Annotated in this window: 18 protein-coding genes; all 18 read right to left on the bottom strand. The window is 45.8% G+C overall.

What is annotated here, in order from left to right; translation table 11 throughout:
- Positions 1–4: 4 nt before the first annotated feature.
- Positions 5–574 carry a DUF1190 domain-containing protein gene (locus VJL_RS04365; RefSeq protein WP_038866823.1) on the bottom strand — a complete coding sequence of 190 codons (570 nt, stop codon included), beginning with the start codon at positions 572–574 and terminating at the stop codon, positions 5–7.
- 8 nt (positions 575–582) lie between these two features.
- Positions 583–999, bottom strand: a complete 417-nt coding sequence (locus tag VJL_RS04360) for a DUF350 domain-containing protein (RefSeq protein ID WP_038866820.1) — start codon at positions 997–999, stop codon at positions 583–585.
- Positions 999–2,042: a potassium channel family protein gene (locus VJL_RS04355; protein ID WP_038866818.1), complete on the bottom strand. Its 1,044-nt coding sequence runs from the start codon at positions 2,040–2,042 to the stop codon at positions 999–1,001. Before VJL_RS04355 ends, VJL_RS04360 begins: the two co-directional genes overlap by 1 nt.
- 132 nt (positions 2,043–2,174) lie before the next feature.
- The gene (nadA, locus tag VJL_RS04350) at positions 2,175–3,236 is read right to left on the bottom strand and encodes a quinolinate synthase NadA (RefSeq protein ID WP_038875982.1); all 1,062 of its coding nucleotides are present in this window, start codon (positions 3,234–3,236) and stop codon (positions 2,175–2,177) included.
- Positions 3,237–3,469: 233 nt separating this feature from the next.
- The gene (ybgF, locus tag VJL_RS04345; RefSeq protein ID WP_038875980.1) at positions 3,470–4,225 is read right to left on the bottom strand and encodes a tol-pal system protein YbgF; all 756 of its coding nucleotides are present in this window, start codon (positions 4,223–4,225) and stop codon (positions 3,470–3,472) included.
- A gap of 15 nt (positions 4,226–4,240) precedes the next feature.
- The gene (gene pal / locus VJL_RS04340) at positions 4,241–4,762 is read right to left on the bottom strand and encodes a peptidoglycan-associated lipoprotein Pal (protein ID WP_038866814.1); all 522 of its coding nucleotides are present in this window, start codon (positions 4,760–4,762) and stop codon (positions 4,241–4,243) included.
- 30 nt (positions 4,763–4,792) lie between these two features.
- Positions 4,793–6,145, bottom strand: coding sequence for a Tol-Pal system beta propeller repeat protein TolB (tolB, locus tag VJL_RS04335; RefSeq protein WP_080774305.1), 1,353 nt, complete (start codon positions 6,143–6,145; stop codon positions 4,793–4,795).
- Between the two features lie 10 nt (positions 6,146–6,155).
- Positions 6,156–7,184 carry a cell envelope integrity protein TolA gene (gene tolA, locus VJL_RS04330; RefSeq protein ID WP_038875976.1) on the bottom strand — a complete coding sequence of 343 codons (1,029 nt, stop codon included), beginning with the start codon at positions 7,182–7,184 and terminating at the stop codon, positions 6,156–6,158.
- A gap of 13 nt (positions 7,185–7,197) precedes the next feature.
- Positions 7,198–7,641 carry a protein TolR gene (gene tolR / locus VJL_RS04325; RefSeq protein WP_038866811.1) on the bottom strand — a complete coding sequence of 148 codons (444 nt, stop codon included), beginning with the start codon at positions 7,639–7,641 and terminating at the stop codon, positions 7,198–7,200.
- Between the two features lie 3 nt (positions 7,642–7,644).
- Entirely contained in the window at positions 7,645–8,343 is a 699-nt protein-coding gene (gene tolQ / locus VJL_RS04320; RefSeq protein ID WP_038866810.1) for a protein TolQ, read from the bottom strand.
- Positions 8,333–8,752, bottom strand: a complete 420-nt coding sequence (gene ybgC, locus VJL_RS04315; RefSeq protein WP_010447291.1) for a tol-pal system-associated acyl-CoA thioesterase — start codon at positions 8,750–8,752, stop codon at positions 8,333–8,335. Before ybgC ends, tolQ begins: the two co-directional genes overlap by 11 nt.
- A gap of 172 nt (positions 8,753–8,924) precedes the next feature.
- On the bottom strand, positions 8,925–9,227 hold the full coding sequence (gene ybgE, locus VJL_RS04310; protein WP_038875975.1) for a cyd operon protein YbgE: 303 nt from the start codon (positions 9,225–9,227) through the stop codon (positions 8,925–8,927).
- Positions 9,220–9,327 carry a cytochrome bd-I oxidase subunit CydX gene (gene cydX, locus VJL_RS27705; RefSeq protein ID WP_000270284.1) on the bottom strand — a complete coding sequence of 36 codons (108 nt, stop codon included), beginning with the start codon at positions 9,325–9,327 and terminating at the stop codon, positions 9,220–9,222. The genes ybgE and cydX overlap by 8 nt, the downstream gene beginning before the upstream one ends.
- 12 nt (positions 9,328–9,339) lie before the next feature.
- Positions 9,340–10,476, bottom strand: coding sequence for a cytochrome d ubiquinol oxidase subunit II (cydB, locus tag VJL_RS04300; protein ID WP_038866805.1), 1,137 nt, complete (start codon positions 10,474–10,476; stop codon positions 9,340–9,342).
- Between the two features lie 17 nt (positions 10,477–10,493).
- Positions 10,494–12,080, bottom strand: coding sequence for a cytochrome ubiquinol oxidase subunit I (gene cydA / locus VJL_RS04295; protein WP_038866802.1), 1,587 nt, complete (start codon positions 12,078–12,080; stop codon positions 10,494–10,496).
- Between the two features lie 461 nt (positions 12,081–12,541).
- Complete coding sequence (gene ruvB / locus VJL_RS04290; RefSeq protein ID WP_038866800.1) at positions 12,542–13,546, bottom strand: Holliday junction branch migration DNA helicase RuvB; 1,005 nt, start codon at positions 13,544–13,546, stop codon at positions 12,542–12,544.
- A 21-nt stretch (positions 13,547–13,567) separates the two neighbouring features.
- Entirely contained in the window at positions 13,568–14,179 is a 612-nt protein-coding gene (ruvA, locus tag VJL_RS04285; RefSeq protein ID WP_038866798.1) for a Holliday junction branch migration protein RuvA, read from the bottom strand.
- A gap of 78 nt (positions 14,180–14,257) precedes the next feature.
- A complete protein-coding gene (locus tag VJL_RS04280; protein WP_038875973.1) occupies positions 14,258–15,709 on the bottom strand; it encodes a methyl-accepting chemotaxis protein in 1,452 nt (483 codons plus the stop codon).
- Positions 15,710–15,776: the final 67 nt, after the last annotated feature.

Raw genomic sequence — 15,776 nt, 5'->3', positions numbered from 1 at the left:
GCTGTTAACCGCCTCGACCAACAGAGACTGCTTTACCAAAGCCACCTCGGGACATAGCGCGCCCTATCGTGCCACCACCTCGTTTATTTAAGTTGCTGGTTGCGACTTTAGTTGATTGGTTACGATAAGAACCATAGAACTGCCCTGCACCGTTGTAATACTTCGACTTGTAGCGATACATCGGCTCTGAGTAGTAACTCTTGTTGTAACCACTCAAGCCACTCACTGCGCGGCTAAAGAAGTAGCCACCAACAAACGGGACATACGAGCGGTGACGTGAGCTGTAATAACAATCGTCTTCATAGAAATCGTCTTCACACTCAAACTCGTTGTTATAGCGCGGAGCGTTTTCTTCTGCTCTCGCCATCGCTTCTTGGTACGCTATTTCACATTGTTCGCTGAATTCTGGCGCGTCTGATTTGCATTCATCCGCATCAACATAGATATAGCCTTCTGTTTCTGACTCTTGAGTCGCCAGAAAGAAGATGCCACCAAAAGCGACAAACGGGATGATTCGCCCAACTTTGAAGCTTTTATCCATCGAAGATCGTTTTACGTTGGAACTGCGTTTCATCGCCCCTCCTAGTAAGTCATGCAAGCTGCGTTAAGTACGCCGACAGAGATAGAGACTCCCGCGAGTACAATACCTGCGGGTACTTCGTCGTTCTCGATACGCTCAGAGACTTTAGGCAATAGAATGAATCGCACAATGCCAAAAGCAATGATTTGAGCCAACATGGCAACAACGCCCCACACCATAAAATCAACAATATTGACTGAGTTCGTTGCCGCTCCAGCAATGGCTAAGCAGTAACCAAGAAAAGCACCACTCAGTGCGACTGCTGCTGCGGTGTTTTTTTCTTCTTTGATTAGGTGCCATTCATCGTATGGCGTCAGTTTTACGTAGACGAATTTAAACGCTAGCACGAAGACAATCGAGACGGAAAAGTAGAGAAGAAAATTGGGAAAACCTGCCAACAGGTCAGCAATCATGTGCATTATTTGTCCTTATTCATGTCGTTCCATGCAAAATTATCAATGCGCTCATCTGCAATGTAGAACAGCTTGGTATTTGGTGGCACTTCTGCTTCGAGCTCAGGGTTTAGCTCAATGCCATTGCCAAGATCGAAGGCGATCAATGTGGCCTGATGATGCTTTTTAATGAAGCTGAACACCTTTTCGACACTGGTTGTCGCTTGATCTTCAGGGTAAATCACCGAGTATTGCGTCATACCTCGAGTAGAAGCTAATAACTCTTGGTGTAGAGCACTTGAACCGGGGTCCACGGCTGCTTTCGCCAGCATCTCAGCACCTACGGCAGGTATACACTCCGCTTTAGGGCAATGCTGGCTCAACAATCTACCTAAAGCATCATCTTTAAAGTAGGCAAGCAAGTGTGCATCAGGATTCACAGAGGCACAATACAAGGCGGCCGAGAGGGTAATATCATCGGTGAGATTATCAACAATGATACAGTTGGCGCTTGTGATGTTGGCGTTTTTCATCTCTTGTGCATCGGTGTAACTGTTCACTTTGATGAAACCGATCTCACCCGGTAGCGGGTTCTCTATGTCAGAACGGCTACATAACACAATGGGACGCTTACCCGCTTCTTCATGCTGCAACATACGAATAAGGTGCATGGTCCTTGCGCCATTCCACCCCAATAATACGATATGGTTTTCCACTCTTACTCTCCGTTTACCTAAAATACCCGCTCGCCAATAATCGATTGCACCGCCTGCCACACGCCCCAAAATGGCCGCAAACAAGCTCAAGCCACCAGGAATGATAAACAGAACCACGACCCATTTCCCTGCATCCGTCGTTGGTGAATGATCACCATAACCAACCGTCGACGCAGTCACCATCAGGTAATAAATGAAGTTAGAGAAACTGTCGGTAAGTGCATGCTCCCCCGCGAGAGCCAGCAACAGCCAAGAAATACCAATATAGCTACCGCTAATGACGAGAAGGTTTCGGTTGCTTAATTTGAAAAGATGGGTGCTCAGCCACTTTTTCAGTACTAGCCATACAGCCATAAGTTTCCGATTCCTTTCTGATTACTATAAGTAAATACTAACTCATTGATTGTAAGAAACAAAAAAACCAGCCAAATTCGGCTGGTTTTTGAGATTTGTCTTAACAAACTGATGTCTGGGCAGACAGAACGACTATGCGTTCCCTTTCACTTGCATATTCAGTTGTTCAGCAAAGTCTAGCATGCGGTTCAATGGGATGAGTGATTTCACACGCAACGCTTCATCAACGAAGATTTCGTGTTCTTCACCACCTTCATTCAATGCTTTTTCAATCGCTTTAAGACCGTTCATTGCCATCCAAGGACAGTGTGCACAACTGCGACAAGTCGCACCTGCACCAGCAGTGGGTGCTTCAATCAGTTCTTTCTCTGGCACCAGTTGTTGCATTTTAAAGAAGATGCCTTTATCGGTTGCAACAATCATTTTCTGATGAGGTAGCTCTTTCGCCGCTTTGATAAGCTGACTCGTAGAACCAACCGCATCAGCCAGCTCAACCACGCTAGCTGGTGATTCTGGGTGCACTAGGATTGCCGCATCCGAGTATACGTTCTTCATCTTACGCAGTGCGTCCGCAGAGAACTCGTCATGAACTACGCACTCACCTTGCCACAACAGCATGTCTGCGCCAGTCTTGTTTGCGATGTAAGAACCTAGGTGACGGTCTGGGCCCCAAATGATTGGCTTATCTTCTGCGTCTAGGTGTTCAACGATTTCCAGTGCAATACTAGACGTTACAACCCAATCAGCGCGTGCTTTAACCGCCGCAGAAGTGTTTGCGTATACCACGACCGTATGGTCAGGGTGAGCGTCGCAAAACTCGCTAAACTTGTCCGCTGGGCAGCCAAGGTCAAGTGAACATTCCGCTTCTAGTGTTGGCATTAGAATGCGTTTTTCTGGTGTTAAGATCTTTGCAGATTCGCCCATAAAGCGAACACCACCAATGATCAATGTGCTTGCTGGGTGACGGTTACCAAATTTCGCCATCTCTAACGAATCACCAACAAAACCACCCGTTTCTTCCGCTAATGCTTGGATCTCAGGATCGGTGTAGTAGTGTGCGATAAGCACAGCATCTTTCTCTTTAAGCAGCTTTTTGATTCGCTCGATGTAATCGGCTTTTTCTTCTTGGCTTAATGGGATTGGTTTTGGAGGGAATGGGTAAACTGTCTCGATTTTATCTAATATGTGGCTCATTGCTCTTGCTCTACGCAACTTCCTTTAATCCGAGTATTGTAACCTCGTTAATTTTCAAAAACCAACCCAGAGCGGGAATTTCTAGCAGTCTAGCCGTATATCTTTGACGCAAATAACTATTCTATCGACAAAATAGAATTGGGTTGTTGCAAAGAAAAACCAGTGAAGTAAAACGAGCAAACAAGAAAAAAGGAGCCGAAGCTCCCTTTATTAGTCTCAATGTATGAGTTTTATTACTTCAGCTTAGCGCTCGCGATTTTCGCTGACGCACTGCCGGCATATTCATCGACAACTTGCTGATAGTATTTCTTCGCTTGTGCAGCATTATTGTTACGCTCAGCAATATCGCCTAGCTTAACCAATGCGTCTGCACGCTTGTTAGAATCTTTGTAAGAAACCACAGCGGCAAAACTCTTCGTTGCTTCTTTGTCTTGCTTCTTAGCAAAATACAACTGGCCTAGCCAGTAGTGGGAGTTTGCTGAGTAAGTCGAGTTCGGGTAATCCTTTTGGAACTGCTGGAAAGCCGCGATAGCGCCCGTGTAGTCTCGTTTCTTAAGGATCAAATCCACGGCTTCTTGATAAGCGGTTTGCTCATCAGCGTTGGACGTGTATTTGCCACCTGTTTCTGCAGGCTTGGTTTCTTTTACTGGCGCAGCTTTCATTTCACCACGCACACGATCTAGCTCGACAAACAACTCACGTTGACGCTTTAACATTTGCTGCATTTCGTAGCTATTGCGTTCTAACTGACCACGTAGATCACTGATCTCTTGTGACATTTGGTCAATTTGCTCTTGCATTTGGAGCTGAACACGGTTGCGATTTTGCAGCAAGCGCTCTAAACGCTCGACATCTGATTCTGAAGAAGATCGAGTTGATACTGATGATGTGCTGTTGAGATCTGATACTGGAGCTGGTGCAGCGAACGCGAAGTTCGCTGCACTTGCCAGTAACGTAAGCGTAACAGCGCGCTTAGTGTTACTGAACATGAGGTTTACCTCGAATTAGTATACTAGAACCGCACGACGGTTTTTAGCGTAAACATCTTCTGATTGACCTAGAAGAAGTGGCTTCTCTTCACCGTAACTAACGATTGCGATTTGGTCAGCTTGAACACCTAGCGCTTGTAGGTAGTTTGATACTGCTTCAGCACGACGCTCGCCTAGTGCGATGTTGTACTCTGGCGTACCACGTTCATCAGCGTGACCTTCGATTGTCACTTTAAGAGCAGGGTTCTTGCTTAGGTAAGCTGCGTGAGCTGCTAGCATCTCTTCGTAGTCACCTGCAATTGTTGAGTTATCAAATGCGAAGTAAATAGTTTGAGTTTCGCGTAGTGCTTGCTCTTTTAGCTCTTGCTCTGTCAATTGACCGTTTGGATCGATTGGCGTTACTACTGTTGTTTCAGAACCGCTAGTGTTGGTTTCTGCCCCCGTATTTGAAGCCGCGTCATCACTTGAGCTACAAGCCGTCATTGCCATCACAGGAATCGCGATTAGCAGTCCTTTTAGAACCTTGTTCAGTTGCATCTTATTTTCCTTTATTAATCAATTTTATTACTACAAAAACGGTGACCATGCGGGAGCTCTGACACGCCCATTTGTTGCCGGTAATCTAGCTTTAAATCGACCATCAATTGACACCATCGATAGTACGTTTTTCTTGTTGTAGATTGAGCTATAGATAACCATGCCACCATTTGGGGCAATGCTCGGAGACTCATCAAGCAATGTTTTTGTTAGTACCTGAAGAGCACCTGTTTCCAAATCTTGCTTAGCCAAGTTGAAGCCCGAATCACTGCGATTCACCATGACAAGGAATCGACCATCAGGAGTGATTTGACCGCCTAAGTTTTGGCTGCCTTGCCAAGTCAAACGGTTAGTAGAACCGCTGCCCAAATCTACTTGATAAATCTGAGGTTTACCACCCCTGTCAGATGTGAAAATCAGTGATTTGCCATCAGGGTGCCAGTACGGTTCTGTATTATTTGATCTGCCACGCGTAATTTGTGTCAGCTTACGAGTTTTCAGATCCAACGTGTAAACCTGAAGTGAACCTGTCTTAGAAAGAACCAAAGCTAACTGACTGCCGTCAGGCGAAAATCTTGGCGCACCATTGTGACGAGGGTATGACGTAATCTTCTCTCGCTCGCCGGTGTAGATGTTCATAATGAAGATCTCAGCTTGGCCGTTCTGGAAACTCACGTAAGCCAATTTCTGGCCATCAGGAGACCATGCTGGAGACATCAGTGGCTGTTTAGATTGAAGTACTAAACGTTCGTTGTAACCATCGTAATCGGCAACACGCAGCTGGTAAGGGAAGCGATCTTTGTCGTTTACAACAACATAAGCGATACGAGTCATAAATGCGCCGCGTTCGCCAGTCAATTGCTCGTAGACAAGGTCCGCAATTCGGTGAGCGTACTCACGCATGCGTGGGCCTTCTACTGTCGCAACCTTGTTAAACAACACGTGGTCTTTGGAAAGAACCAGTTCTCCGTCATCACCGAGAGCTTTGCTTTGACCCTTCGTTAATTGGCCACGAACAACGTCAACTAACTGGTAGTTAACCACGTAGTTACCTTGTTCGTTTTTCTTAATTGAACCGGTCAATAATGCATCTACGCCCAAACCGGTCCACGCATCAAAGTTTACTTCTGATTCGTTGGTTGGCGTTTGTGGCATTTTGCTGGTCGGTACCGGGCTGAATTTACCACTGCGTTGCAAGTCTGATGCAATCACAGCAGAGATGTCCGTTGGAAGAGGTTCACTGCCTTCCCATTTAAATGGAACAACAGCAATTGGTCGTGCTGAGTCAATACCATCGGTAATCACCAGCTCTAGTGCAGCATGAGCCACACTCGTTAGACTGCCAAGCAGTACAAACATTCCTAGTAAAAGGCGTTTAATCACGGCTTATCCCTTATTGTTGTAGTGCGACCGTAAGGTTAATGTCCTTCAGCCTTTGGTTAACTGTTGAATCAGTAGATATTGGAAAACTCGGCACTTGTGCGATTGCGCTCTTTGCAGCCGCGCATACTCTAGAGTCACCAGAAAGCACATTGACTGACGAAACGATCATGTCAGCTCCCGTAGGAATCAGCTTAATGTTAACTCTACACTCCTTTCCCAATAGGTAATCGTCCTTTAGCAGTTTGCTTTGAATAAGCTGAGTATAGATAGAGCTGTAACGAGTGACTTCATCAGCAACAAATTGCCCTTGAGCCTGTTGGTTTGCGCTTGTTTCACTTTCAAGGCCTGCAAAAATGTCATCCAAAGCCGCTTCTTGCTCTTTGCGTTCACGCTCTGCTTTCTCTGCGGCTTCTCGAGCTTTACGTTCGCGCTCAGCGGCCTCTTTGGCTGCTTTTTCTTTCGCGATGCGTTCTTGCTCGGCTTTTGCTGCGGCTTCACGTTCACGTTTCGCTTTCTCTTCGGCTTCTTTCGCCGCTTTCTCGCGCGCTACACGTTCTTGCTCCGCTTTACGTACGGCCTCTTCTTTGGCTTTACGCTCTTGTTCGGCCTTTGCTGCCCGCTCTTTCTCTTTACGAGTGCGTTCTTCTTCGGCCTTACGTTCTTGCTCTTTCTTCTTACGAGCGACCTCAGCTTCGCGAGCGGCTTTTGCATCTTTTGCTTGCTGCTCTTTCAGCTTACGAATTTGCTCTTCTTCAGCTTTGCGATTCTTTTCCAGCTGCTCAGCTTCACGTCTCAGTTTATCAAGACGATCTTGCTCTTTTTTTGCCGCTTTCTCGCGTTGCTGACGAATTTCTTTGGCTTGTTGTTGGACAAGCTTCGGGTCAATAACAACCGCCTGCACCATCTGCCCTGTCGGCTCGGGTTTAGACATGTTGAAATCTGTACCCCAAAGTAACGCTACGACCAAAAGCGCATGCAAACCAACCGATATTGCTATCGGCTTGGTGTATTCTTTGGTTTTCTTCTTATTGTCTTTCATAGATGTTCGATGTCTATTCCCTGATATCGGTCATCAGACCTACTTTAGGGATGCCAGCCCGACTTAGCTCATCAAGCAGAAGTACCACATCTGCATATGGCGTTGCGGCATCACCCCCTACTGCAACCGGAGAATCAGGTTTGATTTCCCGCTCTGCTTTCACACGAACAATAACGTCTTGTAGTGATAGACCGCGTTGAACCTCTTCATCATTCACGCTTAGGCCCAAATTACCATCGCGATCGATTTCAATAATGATGAAGCTACTGTCTGTTTCACCAGCAAGATCTTGCATTGATTCCGCGGTAGAGGTTTTTGGAAGGTCTACATCCACACCTTGAGTGACAAATGGAGCGGTCGCCATGAAAATGATCAGCAGTACAAGCATAACGTCGATATAAGGTACAACGTTAATCTCTGCGGTCATTTTACGCTTTTTAGGTTGGTAACCCGCCATGCCTTATTCCTTATTCGCGCTGTCTCGACCCGCCATTGCTTGACGGTGCAGGATGCTGTGGAATTCTTCAGAGAAAGTTGCGTATGTATGCTCTAGCTTACTTACTTTGTTGCTTAGACGGTTGTAAGCCATTACTGCAGGGATTGCTGCAAACAGACCCATCGCTGTTGCGATCAGTGCTTCTGCGATACCGGGTGCCACCATAGATAGTGTTGCTTGTTTCACTTCACCCAATGCAATAAAGGCGTGCATGATACCCCATACCGTACCAAATAGGCCGATGTATGGGCTGATAGAACCGACCGTTGCGAGGAACGGTAAACTGGTTTCTAGTTCATCCACTTCACGAGCTACAGAAACGCGCATTGCACGCCCTGTACCTTCCATGATGTAGGCTGGTGAGTTTGCGTTACTCTTACGCAAGCGTGCAAATTCGGTAAAGCCAGCATAGAAGATTTCTTCTGTGCCACCGATGTCGTCTTTACGAGCTTTCACTTTTTGGTACAGCTGTGAAAGATCGGTACCAGACCAAAATTTGTCTTCAAAGGACTCAGCGTCTTTTGATGCTTGAGACAGTACTTTGCTGCGCTTAATGATCATTGCCCATGACGCAATTGACATGCCTAGTAGGGTCAACATCACAAGCTTTACCAACAGACTGGCCTGAAGAAAGAGATCTAAAATGGAAATATCAGCAGTCACTATTTGTTAGCTCCGAATTGATAAAAGATGGGATAGCTATTGGTTTCATTTTCTTATTATCGATACATGCTACCTTAACAATTGTCTTGCACAATGTTTTGCCTTCATCATTGACTAACTCTTGACAGAATTGCAGGGACGCACGCTTTATTTCTGACACTCGGGTAAGAACGGTCAAATGCTCGTCCAGTCTCGCCCCTTGGTTGAAATCGATATCCATGTGTCGGACAACAAAGCCAATGTTTTGTTCCAATAACACATGTTGAGAAATGCCTTTTGCACGCAACATCTCAGTGCGTGCGCGTTCAAAGAATTTTAAATAATTAGAGTGATATACAACGCCACCCGCATCGGTATCTTCATAATACACGGTGATCGGCCAGCGGAAGGGATTAGATGTGCCTTGCAAGGGAGTACCAGTACTTTCAATTCTTTAAAGCAATTACTATAACTGAAGCGGCAGTAATTGGTACTGAGCGAAGGGAATATTTTTGAATTTTGTAGAAAAAATAAAAGCCAGACAAGACGTCTGGCTTTTTATTCGATGATTTAATAACCGACTTTATTTCAGAGTGTAACGCTTACATGAAATAGAGTGCTGTTAAATAAACTAAGATAGCGATTGAGAAATAAGGGCTGAACAATACTTGCCAGTACCAATTTCTTGGCTTGAAGCCCACACCGTAAACCATGCTTGAGCAGACTGCCCAAATCAGTGCCGGTGCGATAAACGCATTAAAGCCACCAATTTCTCGATGGTATGCGTTTGGATCCCACATCACCAATCCTACATGCATAAAGCCGAGGATTAAGGCCAAGACTCTCAGTAGAGTCTTGTCCATTGGTGCGTGAAGTTTCGCTACCTTGTCAGCGAGATTACTCACTGTCTTTATCCATCATTTCTGAGTGCTCTAACCAAAGAGCGTTGATGATACCGAATGCACAAGCAAGTAGTACACCTAGAATCCATGCGAAATACCACATAGTAATAGCTCCTTAGTAAAGTGAGTTTTTGTTTTCTTCGATGAACTTGTCATCCAAGCGACCAAACATCTTGTAGTAAGTCCAAGACGTGTAAGCCAAAATGATTGGAACCATAACAAACGCAACGCCTGTCATTAGGTTCAAAGTCAGTTCAGATGAAGTTGCATCCCACATTGTCAGACTTTGGCTTGGCATTAGATCTGATGGCATTACGAATGGGAACATTGCAATACCAGCAGTAAAGATAACACCTGCGTTACCAAGGCTAGAGGTTAGGAACGCGATACCACACTTCTCTAGGCGAGATGCCAATACAGCTAGAAGCGGCATTGCAACACCCAGTACAGGCGCAGCCCATAGCATTGGGTAAGCTTCGAAGTTGTTCATCCACGCACCAGCTTCACGGATAACCTCTTTGTTTAGAGGGTTAGAAGCAGCGCCTGTATCGATACCACCTACGATAACGTAACCTTCGATGCTCTGAATCCAGAAGCCAGCTGCTACGAATGCAACCACAGTTAATAGACCCATTAGCTGAGCAACGTTACGAGCACGAGTATGAACTTCGCCTGTTGTCTTCATTTGTAGCCAAGTTGAACCTTGCATCAGGATCATGAACAAGCTTACTAGACCACATAGCAATGCAAATGGGTTAAGAAGACCAAAGAACGAACCATGGTACGTTGGCATTAGGAATTCGTTCAGTTGGAATGGAACACCTTGCAGAAGGTTACCAAACGCCACACCAAAGATGATTGGTGGAACGAAGCCACTGATTGAGATACAGATATCCCAAGTGTTACGCCATTTTTTATCTTCAATCTTTGAACGGTAATCAAGACCAATTGGACGTAGCCAAAGTGCCGCTAGGGTTAGGATCATCGCTAAGTAGAAACCAGAGAACGATGTCGCGTAAACCAAAGGCCATGCTGCGAACAATGCACCACCAGCAGTGATAAGCCATACTTGGTTACCATCCCAGTGAGGTGCGATCGAGTTAATCATCACACGACGTTGCGTGTCGTTTTTACCGATAATAGGTACAAGCGCGCCCACACCCATATCGAAACCGTCAGTAATTGCAAAACCAACTAGTAGAACACCGATCAGTACCCACCAGATGAATCGCAAGATTTCGTAATCAAACATCTTGTTGTCTCCTTGTCTTACGCTTCTACTTGGCGACTAACTTTGTCTTCAACAGAGTCAGCGTTTTGCTCGAAGTGGTAGCGGCCAGTTTTCAGGCTACTTGGACCTTTACGAGCGAATTTCACCATTAGGTATACTTCTGCAATTAGGAATGCAGTGTATAGCGCTAGGATTGCAAATAGTGAAGTCCAGATTTCACCTGCTGTTAGTGCTGATGCAGCAACGTGTACCGGTAGGATTTCACCTACAGCCCACGGTTGACGACCGTATTCAGCAACGAACCAACCCGCTTCGATCGCAATCCAAGGTAGTGGAATGCTGAACAATGCAGCTTTAAGAATCCAAGGTTTCTGTTCGATCTTCTGACGACATGTTTGGATGAATGACGCACCAAATACGAATAGCATGATGAAGCCACACGCAACCATGATACGGAACGACCAGAATAGCGGCCATACTGTTGGGATTGAATCATCCGCTGCCGCTTGGATTTGGTCTTCAGTCGCATCAACAACCTTGTCTGTGTAACGTTTTAGAAGTAGGCCGTAACCTAGGTCACCTTTCACTTCGTCAAACGCTGTCATGTTTGCTTCAGACTTGTCGCCTGCACGCAGTTTTTCAAGCAATTCGTATGCGTACATACCAGTACGGATACGGTCAACGTGCTCTTCACGTAGATCGTGTAGGCCTGTTACTTGCTCATCAAACGAACGCGTTGCGATGATACCCATAACGTAAGGGATCTTGATTGCGTAATCGGTGTTCATTGTTTCTTGGTTCGGTAAACCAAACAGTGTGAACGCCGCTGGTGCTGGTTCTGTGTGCCATTCAGCTTCTACTGCTGCTAGCTTCACTTTTTGAACTTCACCAAGCTCGTAACCAGATTCATCACCCAGCACGATTGTAGACAGGATTGCTGCCATACCGAAAGAAGCTGCGATAGCAAACGAACGACGAGCGAACGCCACATCACGACCTTTCAATAGGTAGTAAGAACTGATGCCAAGAACGAACATTGCACCACACGTGTAACCAGATGCTACTGTGTGTACAAATTTAACTTGCGCTACAGGGTTTAGTACAACGTCTGCGAAGCTCACCATTTCCATACGCATGGTTTCGAAGTTGAATTCTGCGCCAACTGGGTTTTGCATCCAGCCGTTCGCGATAAGAATCCATAGTGCAGAGAAGTTAGAACCCAGAGCAACCAACCAGGTTACCGCTAAGTGTTGACGTTTTGATAGACGATCCCACCCGAAGAAGAATAGACCAACAAAAGTTGACTCCAGGAAGAAAGCAACCAGTGCTTCGATCGCTAGTGGTGCACCGAAGATGTCACCTACATAGTGGGAGTAATAAGACCAGTTCGTACCAAACTGGAACTCCATGGTAAGGCCAGTAGCCACACCAAGTGCAAAGTTAATACCGAACAGCTTACCCCAGAACTTGGTCATGTCCTTGTAGATTTGCTTGTTCGTCATTACGTACATTGATTCCATAATGGCCAAAAGGAAGGCCATACCAAGGGTCAATGGTACGAATAGGAAGTGATACATCGCTGTCAGTGCAAACTGCAACCGCGACAGATCAACTACGTCAATCATGGTAACTCCTATGTGTCGGCTGAATGACACTCTCTACATATTGCAATCCATACACAAGTGTTATTTACACTTGAAAAATGTTGAATTATCACAACGCTTTGTTGCAAAAATGTGCTTCGTTGGTTAGTTAATTGTTAAGCATCAGCTAATATAGCTAGGCCTAATATTACTGCTAAAAACAGTTTGTTTCAAAAGGTTTATAGCGAGAAACCGCTTTGATGTATATCAATCTTTATGCGCTGAATTTGAACAAAAATCCATCACATTGATCCAGATCAAACGATATCAGAAGAGTATGTTAATAGAGAGTAATCAGGAGAGAAAATAATCAGTTAGGCAAGAACATAGAGTTAACAATCTATAAGTTTTTATTACCTATTTAGTATTAGAAGAGATTTAATAAATGAGAGGTTGGTCAACATTGGTGAAATGCTGAGCGCTGTGCGCCCAGCGTTGGAATCTTACTTTTCAATTCCGAAATGCAGATAGGCGCGATCAGTCGCTATTCTACCACGAGGTGTGCGTTGTAAGTAACCTTGTTGAATCAAATAAGGCTCTAGCACATCTTCAATGGTGTCTTTCTCTTCACCAATGGCTGCTGCCATGTTATCCAGACCGACAGGACCACCACCAAACTTTTCCATGATCGCAAGAAGCAGTTTTCGGTCCATGTAGTCAAAACCTTTAGCGTCGACATCGAGCATGTTCAGCGCTTTATCTGCAACTTCCGCACAGATGTGTCCATTGCCCTTTACTTCAGCATAGTCACGAACACGGCGTAGTAGTCGGTTAGCGATACGTGGCGTACCACGAGCGCGGCGAGCAACTTCTAACGCACCTTCCGACTCCATTGACAAGCCTAGGCAATCTGCGCTGCGCTGAACGATATCCTGCAAGTCTTTGACCTTGTAATACTCAAGGCGCTGAGTAATACCGAATCGGTCACGCAATGGCGAGGTCAATGAACCCGCTCGTGTGGTTGCGCCGATAAGCGTGAAAGGAGGCAAGTCAATCTTGATAGAGCGAGCGGCTGGGCCTTCACCAATCATGATGTCTAGCTGGTAGTCTTCCATCGCTGGATACAGCACTTCTTCAACCATTGGGCTTAAGCGGTGAATCTCGTCAATGAACAGCACATCGTTTTCTTCTAAGTTGGTCAGCAGCGCCGCCAAGTCCCCTGCTTTCTCAAGTACTGGGCCGGAAGTAGTGCGAATATTCACTTCCATCTCATTAGCAACGATGTTCGCAAGTGTGGTTTTACCCAAACCTGGAGGACCAAATATCAAAAGGTGGTCGAGCGCTTCATTTCGCAATTGAGCGGCTTTGATGAAAATCTCCATCTGACCACGCACGTGATCCTGACCTTGGTAATCCGCCAGCTTCTTAGGACGAATCGCACGGTCGATGACATCTTCATCACGAAATGAAGGATTTTCTGGCGCGATTAAACGATCGGCTTCAATCATATTGTTCCCTTGAACTTTTCGTTACACCATTGATTTTAGTGCTTCACGGATCAGTTGCTCACTGGTCATATCCGGTTTAGCGATCTGAGAGACTACTTTCGACGCTTGAGTTGGTTTGTAGCCTAGAGCTAGAAGCGCACTGATTGCCTCTTCTTCAGCATTGCTAGATGCCGCACCAGAATCCGCAGGAGCCGCATCCGTAAACGGAGTAAATAGGTCGCCAGCACCCCAACCTTTAAGGCGGTCTTTCATTTCCACAACAAGACGTTCTGCGGTTTTCTTACCAACGCCAGGTAGCTTCACAAGTGTTGAAATGTCTTCACGCTCTACGCAAGAAACGAATTGGCTTGCCGTCATACCAGAAAGTATACCCAGCCCCAGTTTAGGACCGACGCCGTTCGCTTTGATTACTTCACGGAAGAGCGCACGTTCTTTGACTGTGTTGAAGCCGTAAAGCAGCTGAGCGTCTTCACGCACAACAAAATGAGTATAAATGATCGCTTCTTCGCCGACGTTTGGCAGTTCGTAGAAACAGCTCATTGGCATCTGTACTTCATAACCAATGCCATTAACTTCAATTAAAACTTCAGGTGGTTGCTTTTCAAGCAGAGTGCCGCGAAGACGTCCAATCACTATAAATACTCTTTGGAAATGAATTTGCGACAGGATAATAAAGAACTGGATAGACATCCAGTCCTTTATGCCGTTCGGTTAGATTTTTGAGACAACTTGATCAAGTTGTTGAGTCAGGTTTCTCACGGTGACGACTTGGCTACTGAGCTCAGTGCCATATTGAGCGACAGTTTCAGCAATGGTCTTGGTGTTCACTACGCCGTTAGCAACTTCGCTACTGGCTTCATCAAGCTCTTTTAATGCGGTCATTTGCGTCGCCATTATGCCAGAAAGACTCTGCACATCATGAGAAATTGTGGTCACTTGCTGGATGATGGTATTCATTCGTTCTGTGCTTGAAGTAACAACATTCTGCCCGTGTTTCACCTCTTGCTCGCTGCGATCAAGCAAGTTACGAATCTCGATTGCGGATTGACTACTCTTTGCAGAAAGCTCTCTCACTTGGTCCGCGACCACTGCAAAGCCTCTGCCCTGCTCCCCCGCTCGCGCCGCCTCAATAGCCGCATTCAGTGCCAATAAATTGGTTTGTTCTGCGACCGAGGTAATCAAGTCTGCCACTTTCATGATGTCTTCATGGCTGGTAATGATCTGGCTGATCGCTTGGGTAGAGTCTTCGAGCAACTCAGAGCTTTTCTCAGCTTGTTGATGAACGTCTTCACTCTTCTCACGAAGCTCTTCAACAAACTTGCTTGACGTTTCAATCCCCGTCGCCATGTGGTGTACTTGCTGACTCATTTGCTCAGCCGCACTGGCTTGAGACTCACTGTTGATATTGAGAGCATTGACTTGAGCACCTAACAGCGAAGATTGTCCATCCAACACTTGCGAAACTTGTTTAAGCTCTGCCGAATTTTGATTAGCTTGCTCTAGTACCTCTCCTAGCCGTAACTCCCCCGCCGTTGCTTTTTGTGCGACCAGTTCACTTTCTGCTTTAGATTTCTCTGCACTTTCAATCGCAATATCTCGCTGCTTGGCAGTAAAGGCTTGTGCAATACAAATCACCACCAGTGGTAACACGGTACCTGACCATATCTCCACACGCTGCGCAGATTCAGACAACACGAGCTGGGGAAAACCAAAACCAGACACATGTTGATACGTCATTACCGCAGAAAGCACTATTACTAACGCGCTCCAAGAGATCGCCATGATACGAGTGCCAGATAAAAAGAAAGCGACGACTAACAAAGGCACCCAGTAAGTTTGGGTAGAATCTACCACGCCACCACTTTGATAAATGATGTTGAGTGCATGCACTGACATGCCTACAAACCCCAGATTGAGCGACAATGCTGGTCGTTTGAACCATCTCAGGCTGAAGGCGGATATCAGTTCGAGTGCGATTAAGAGTACTGAGGTGAAGATTAAGCTTTCATGCCCATGTTTAGACCATTTGATCAGGCTGTAGATCCCGACGAGAAAAGCGATGAAGGTAAATAGCGATAGGATGTCTGCTTGACGTTGTTGTGTTCTTGTCCATTGAGTTTGGCGCGGCATAAATGCACTGCGCCACAGCGTGGCTGGATTCATGTTCAATCTTCCTTGATTGATTTCTTATTAGACCTCTGACCACTATAGTTTTGTAACATTTTCTCAA

Source organism: Vibrio jasicida CAIM 1864 = LMG 25398, assembly GCF_000400365.1.
GTDB lineage: Bacteria > Pseudomonadota > Gammaproteobacteria > Enterobacterales > Vibrionaceae > Vibrio > Vibrio jasicida.
The sequence above is the reverse complement of the archived record's forward strand: the minus strand, read 5'-3'. Positions and strand labels throughout refer to the sequence as shown.

Bases quoted from the DNA above. Each gene is read 5' to 3' on its own strand.
- VJL_RS04365 (WP_038866823.1), bottom strand. From the start codon at position 574: ATGAAACGCAGTTCCAACGTAAAACGATCTTCGATGGATAAAAGCTTC.
- ybgF (WP_038875980.1), bottom strand. From the start codon at position 4,225: ATGTTCAGTAACACTAAGCGCGCTGTTACGCTTACGTTACTGGCAAGT.
- cydA (WP_038866802.1), bottom strand. From the start codon at position 12,080: ATGATTGACGTAGTTGATCTGTCGCGGTTGCAGTTTGCACTGACAGCG.
- cydX (WP_000270284.1), bottom strand. From the start codon at position 9,327: ATGTGGTATTTCGCATGGATTCTAGGTGTACTACTTGCTTGTGCATTC.
- tolR (WP_038866811.1), bottom strand. From the start codon at position 7,641: ATGGCGGGTTACCAACCTAAAAAGCGTAAAATGACCGCAGAGATTAAC.
- cydB (WP_038866805.1), bottom strand. From the start codon at position 10,476: ATGTTTGATTACGAAATCTTGCGATTCATCTGGTGGGTACTGATCGGT.
- pal (WP_038866814.1), bottom strand. From the start codon at position 4,762: ATGCAACTGAACAAGGTTCTAAAAGGACTGCTAATCGCGATTCCTGTG.
- VJL_RS04355 (WP_038866818.1), bottom strand. From the start codon at position 2,042: ATGGCTGTATGGCTAGTACTGAAAAAGTGGCTGAGCACCCATCTTTTC.
- nadA (WP_038875982.1), bottom strand. From the start codon at position 3,236: ATGAGCCACATATTAGATAAAATCGAGACAGTTTACCCATTCCCTCCA.
- VJL_RS04360 (WP_038866820.1), bottom strand. From the start codon at position 999: ATGCACATGATTGCTGACCTGTTGGCAGGTTTTCCCAATTTTCTTCTC.
- VJL_RS04280 (WP_038875973.1), bottom strand. From the start codon at position 15,709: ATGAATCCAGCCACGCTGTGGCGCAGTGCATTTATGCCGCGCCAAACT.
- tolA (WP_038875976.1), bottom strand. From the start codon at position 7,184: ATGAAAGACAATAAGAAGAAAACCAAAGAATACACCAAGCCGATAGCA.
- ruvB (WP_038866800.1), bottom strand. From the start codon at position 13,546: ATGATTGAAGCCGATCGTTTAATCGCGCCAGAAAATCCTTCATTTCGT.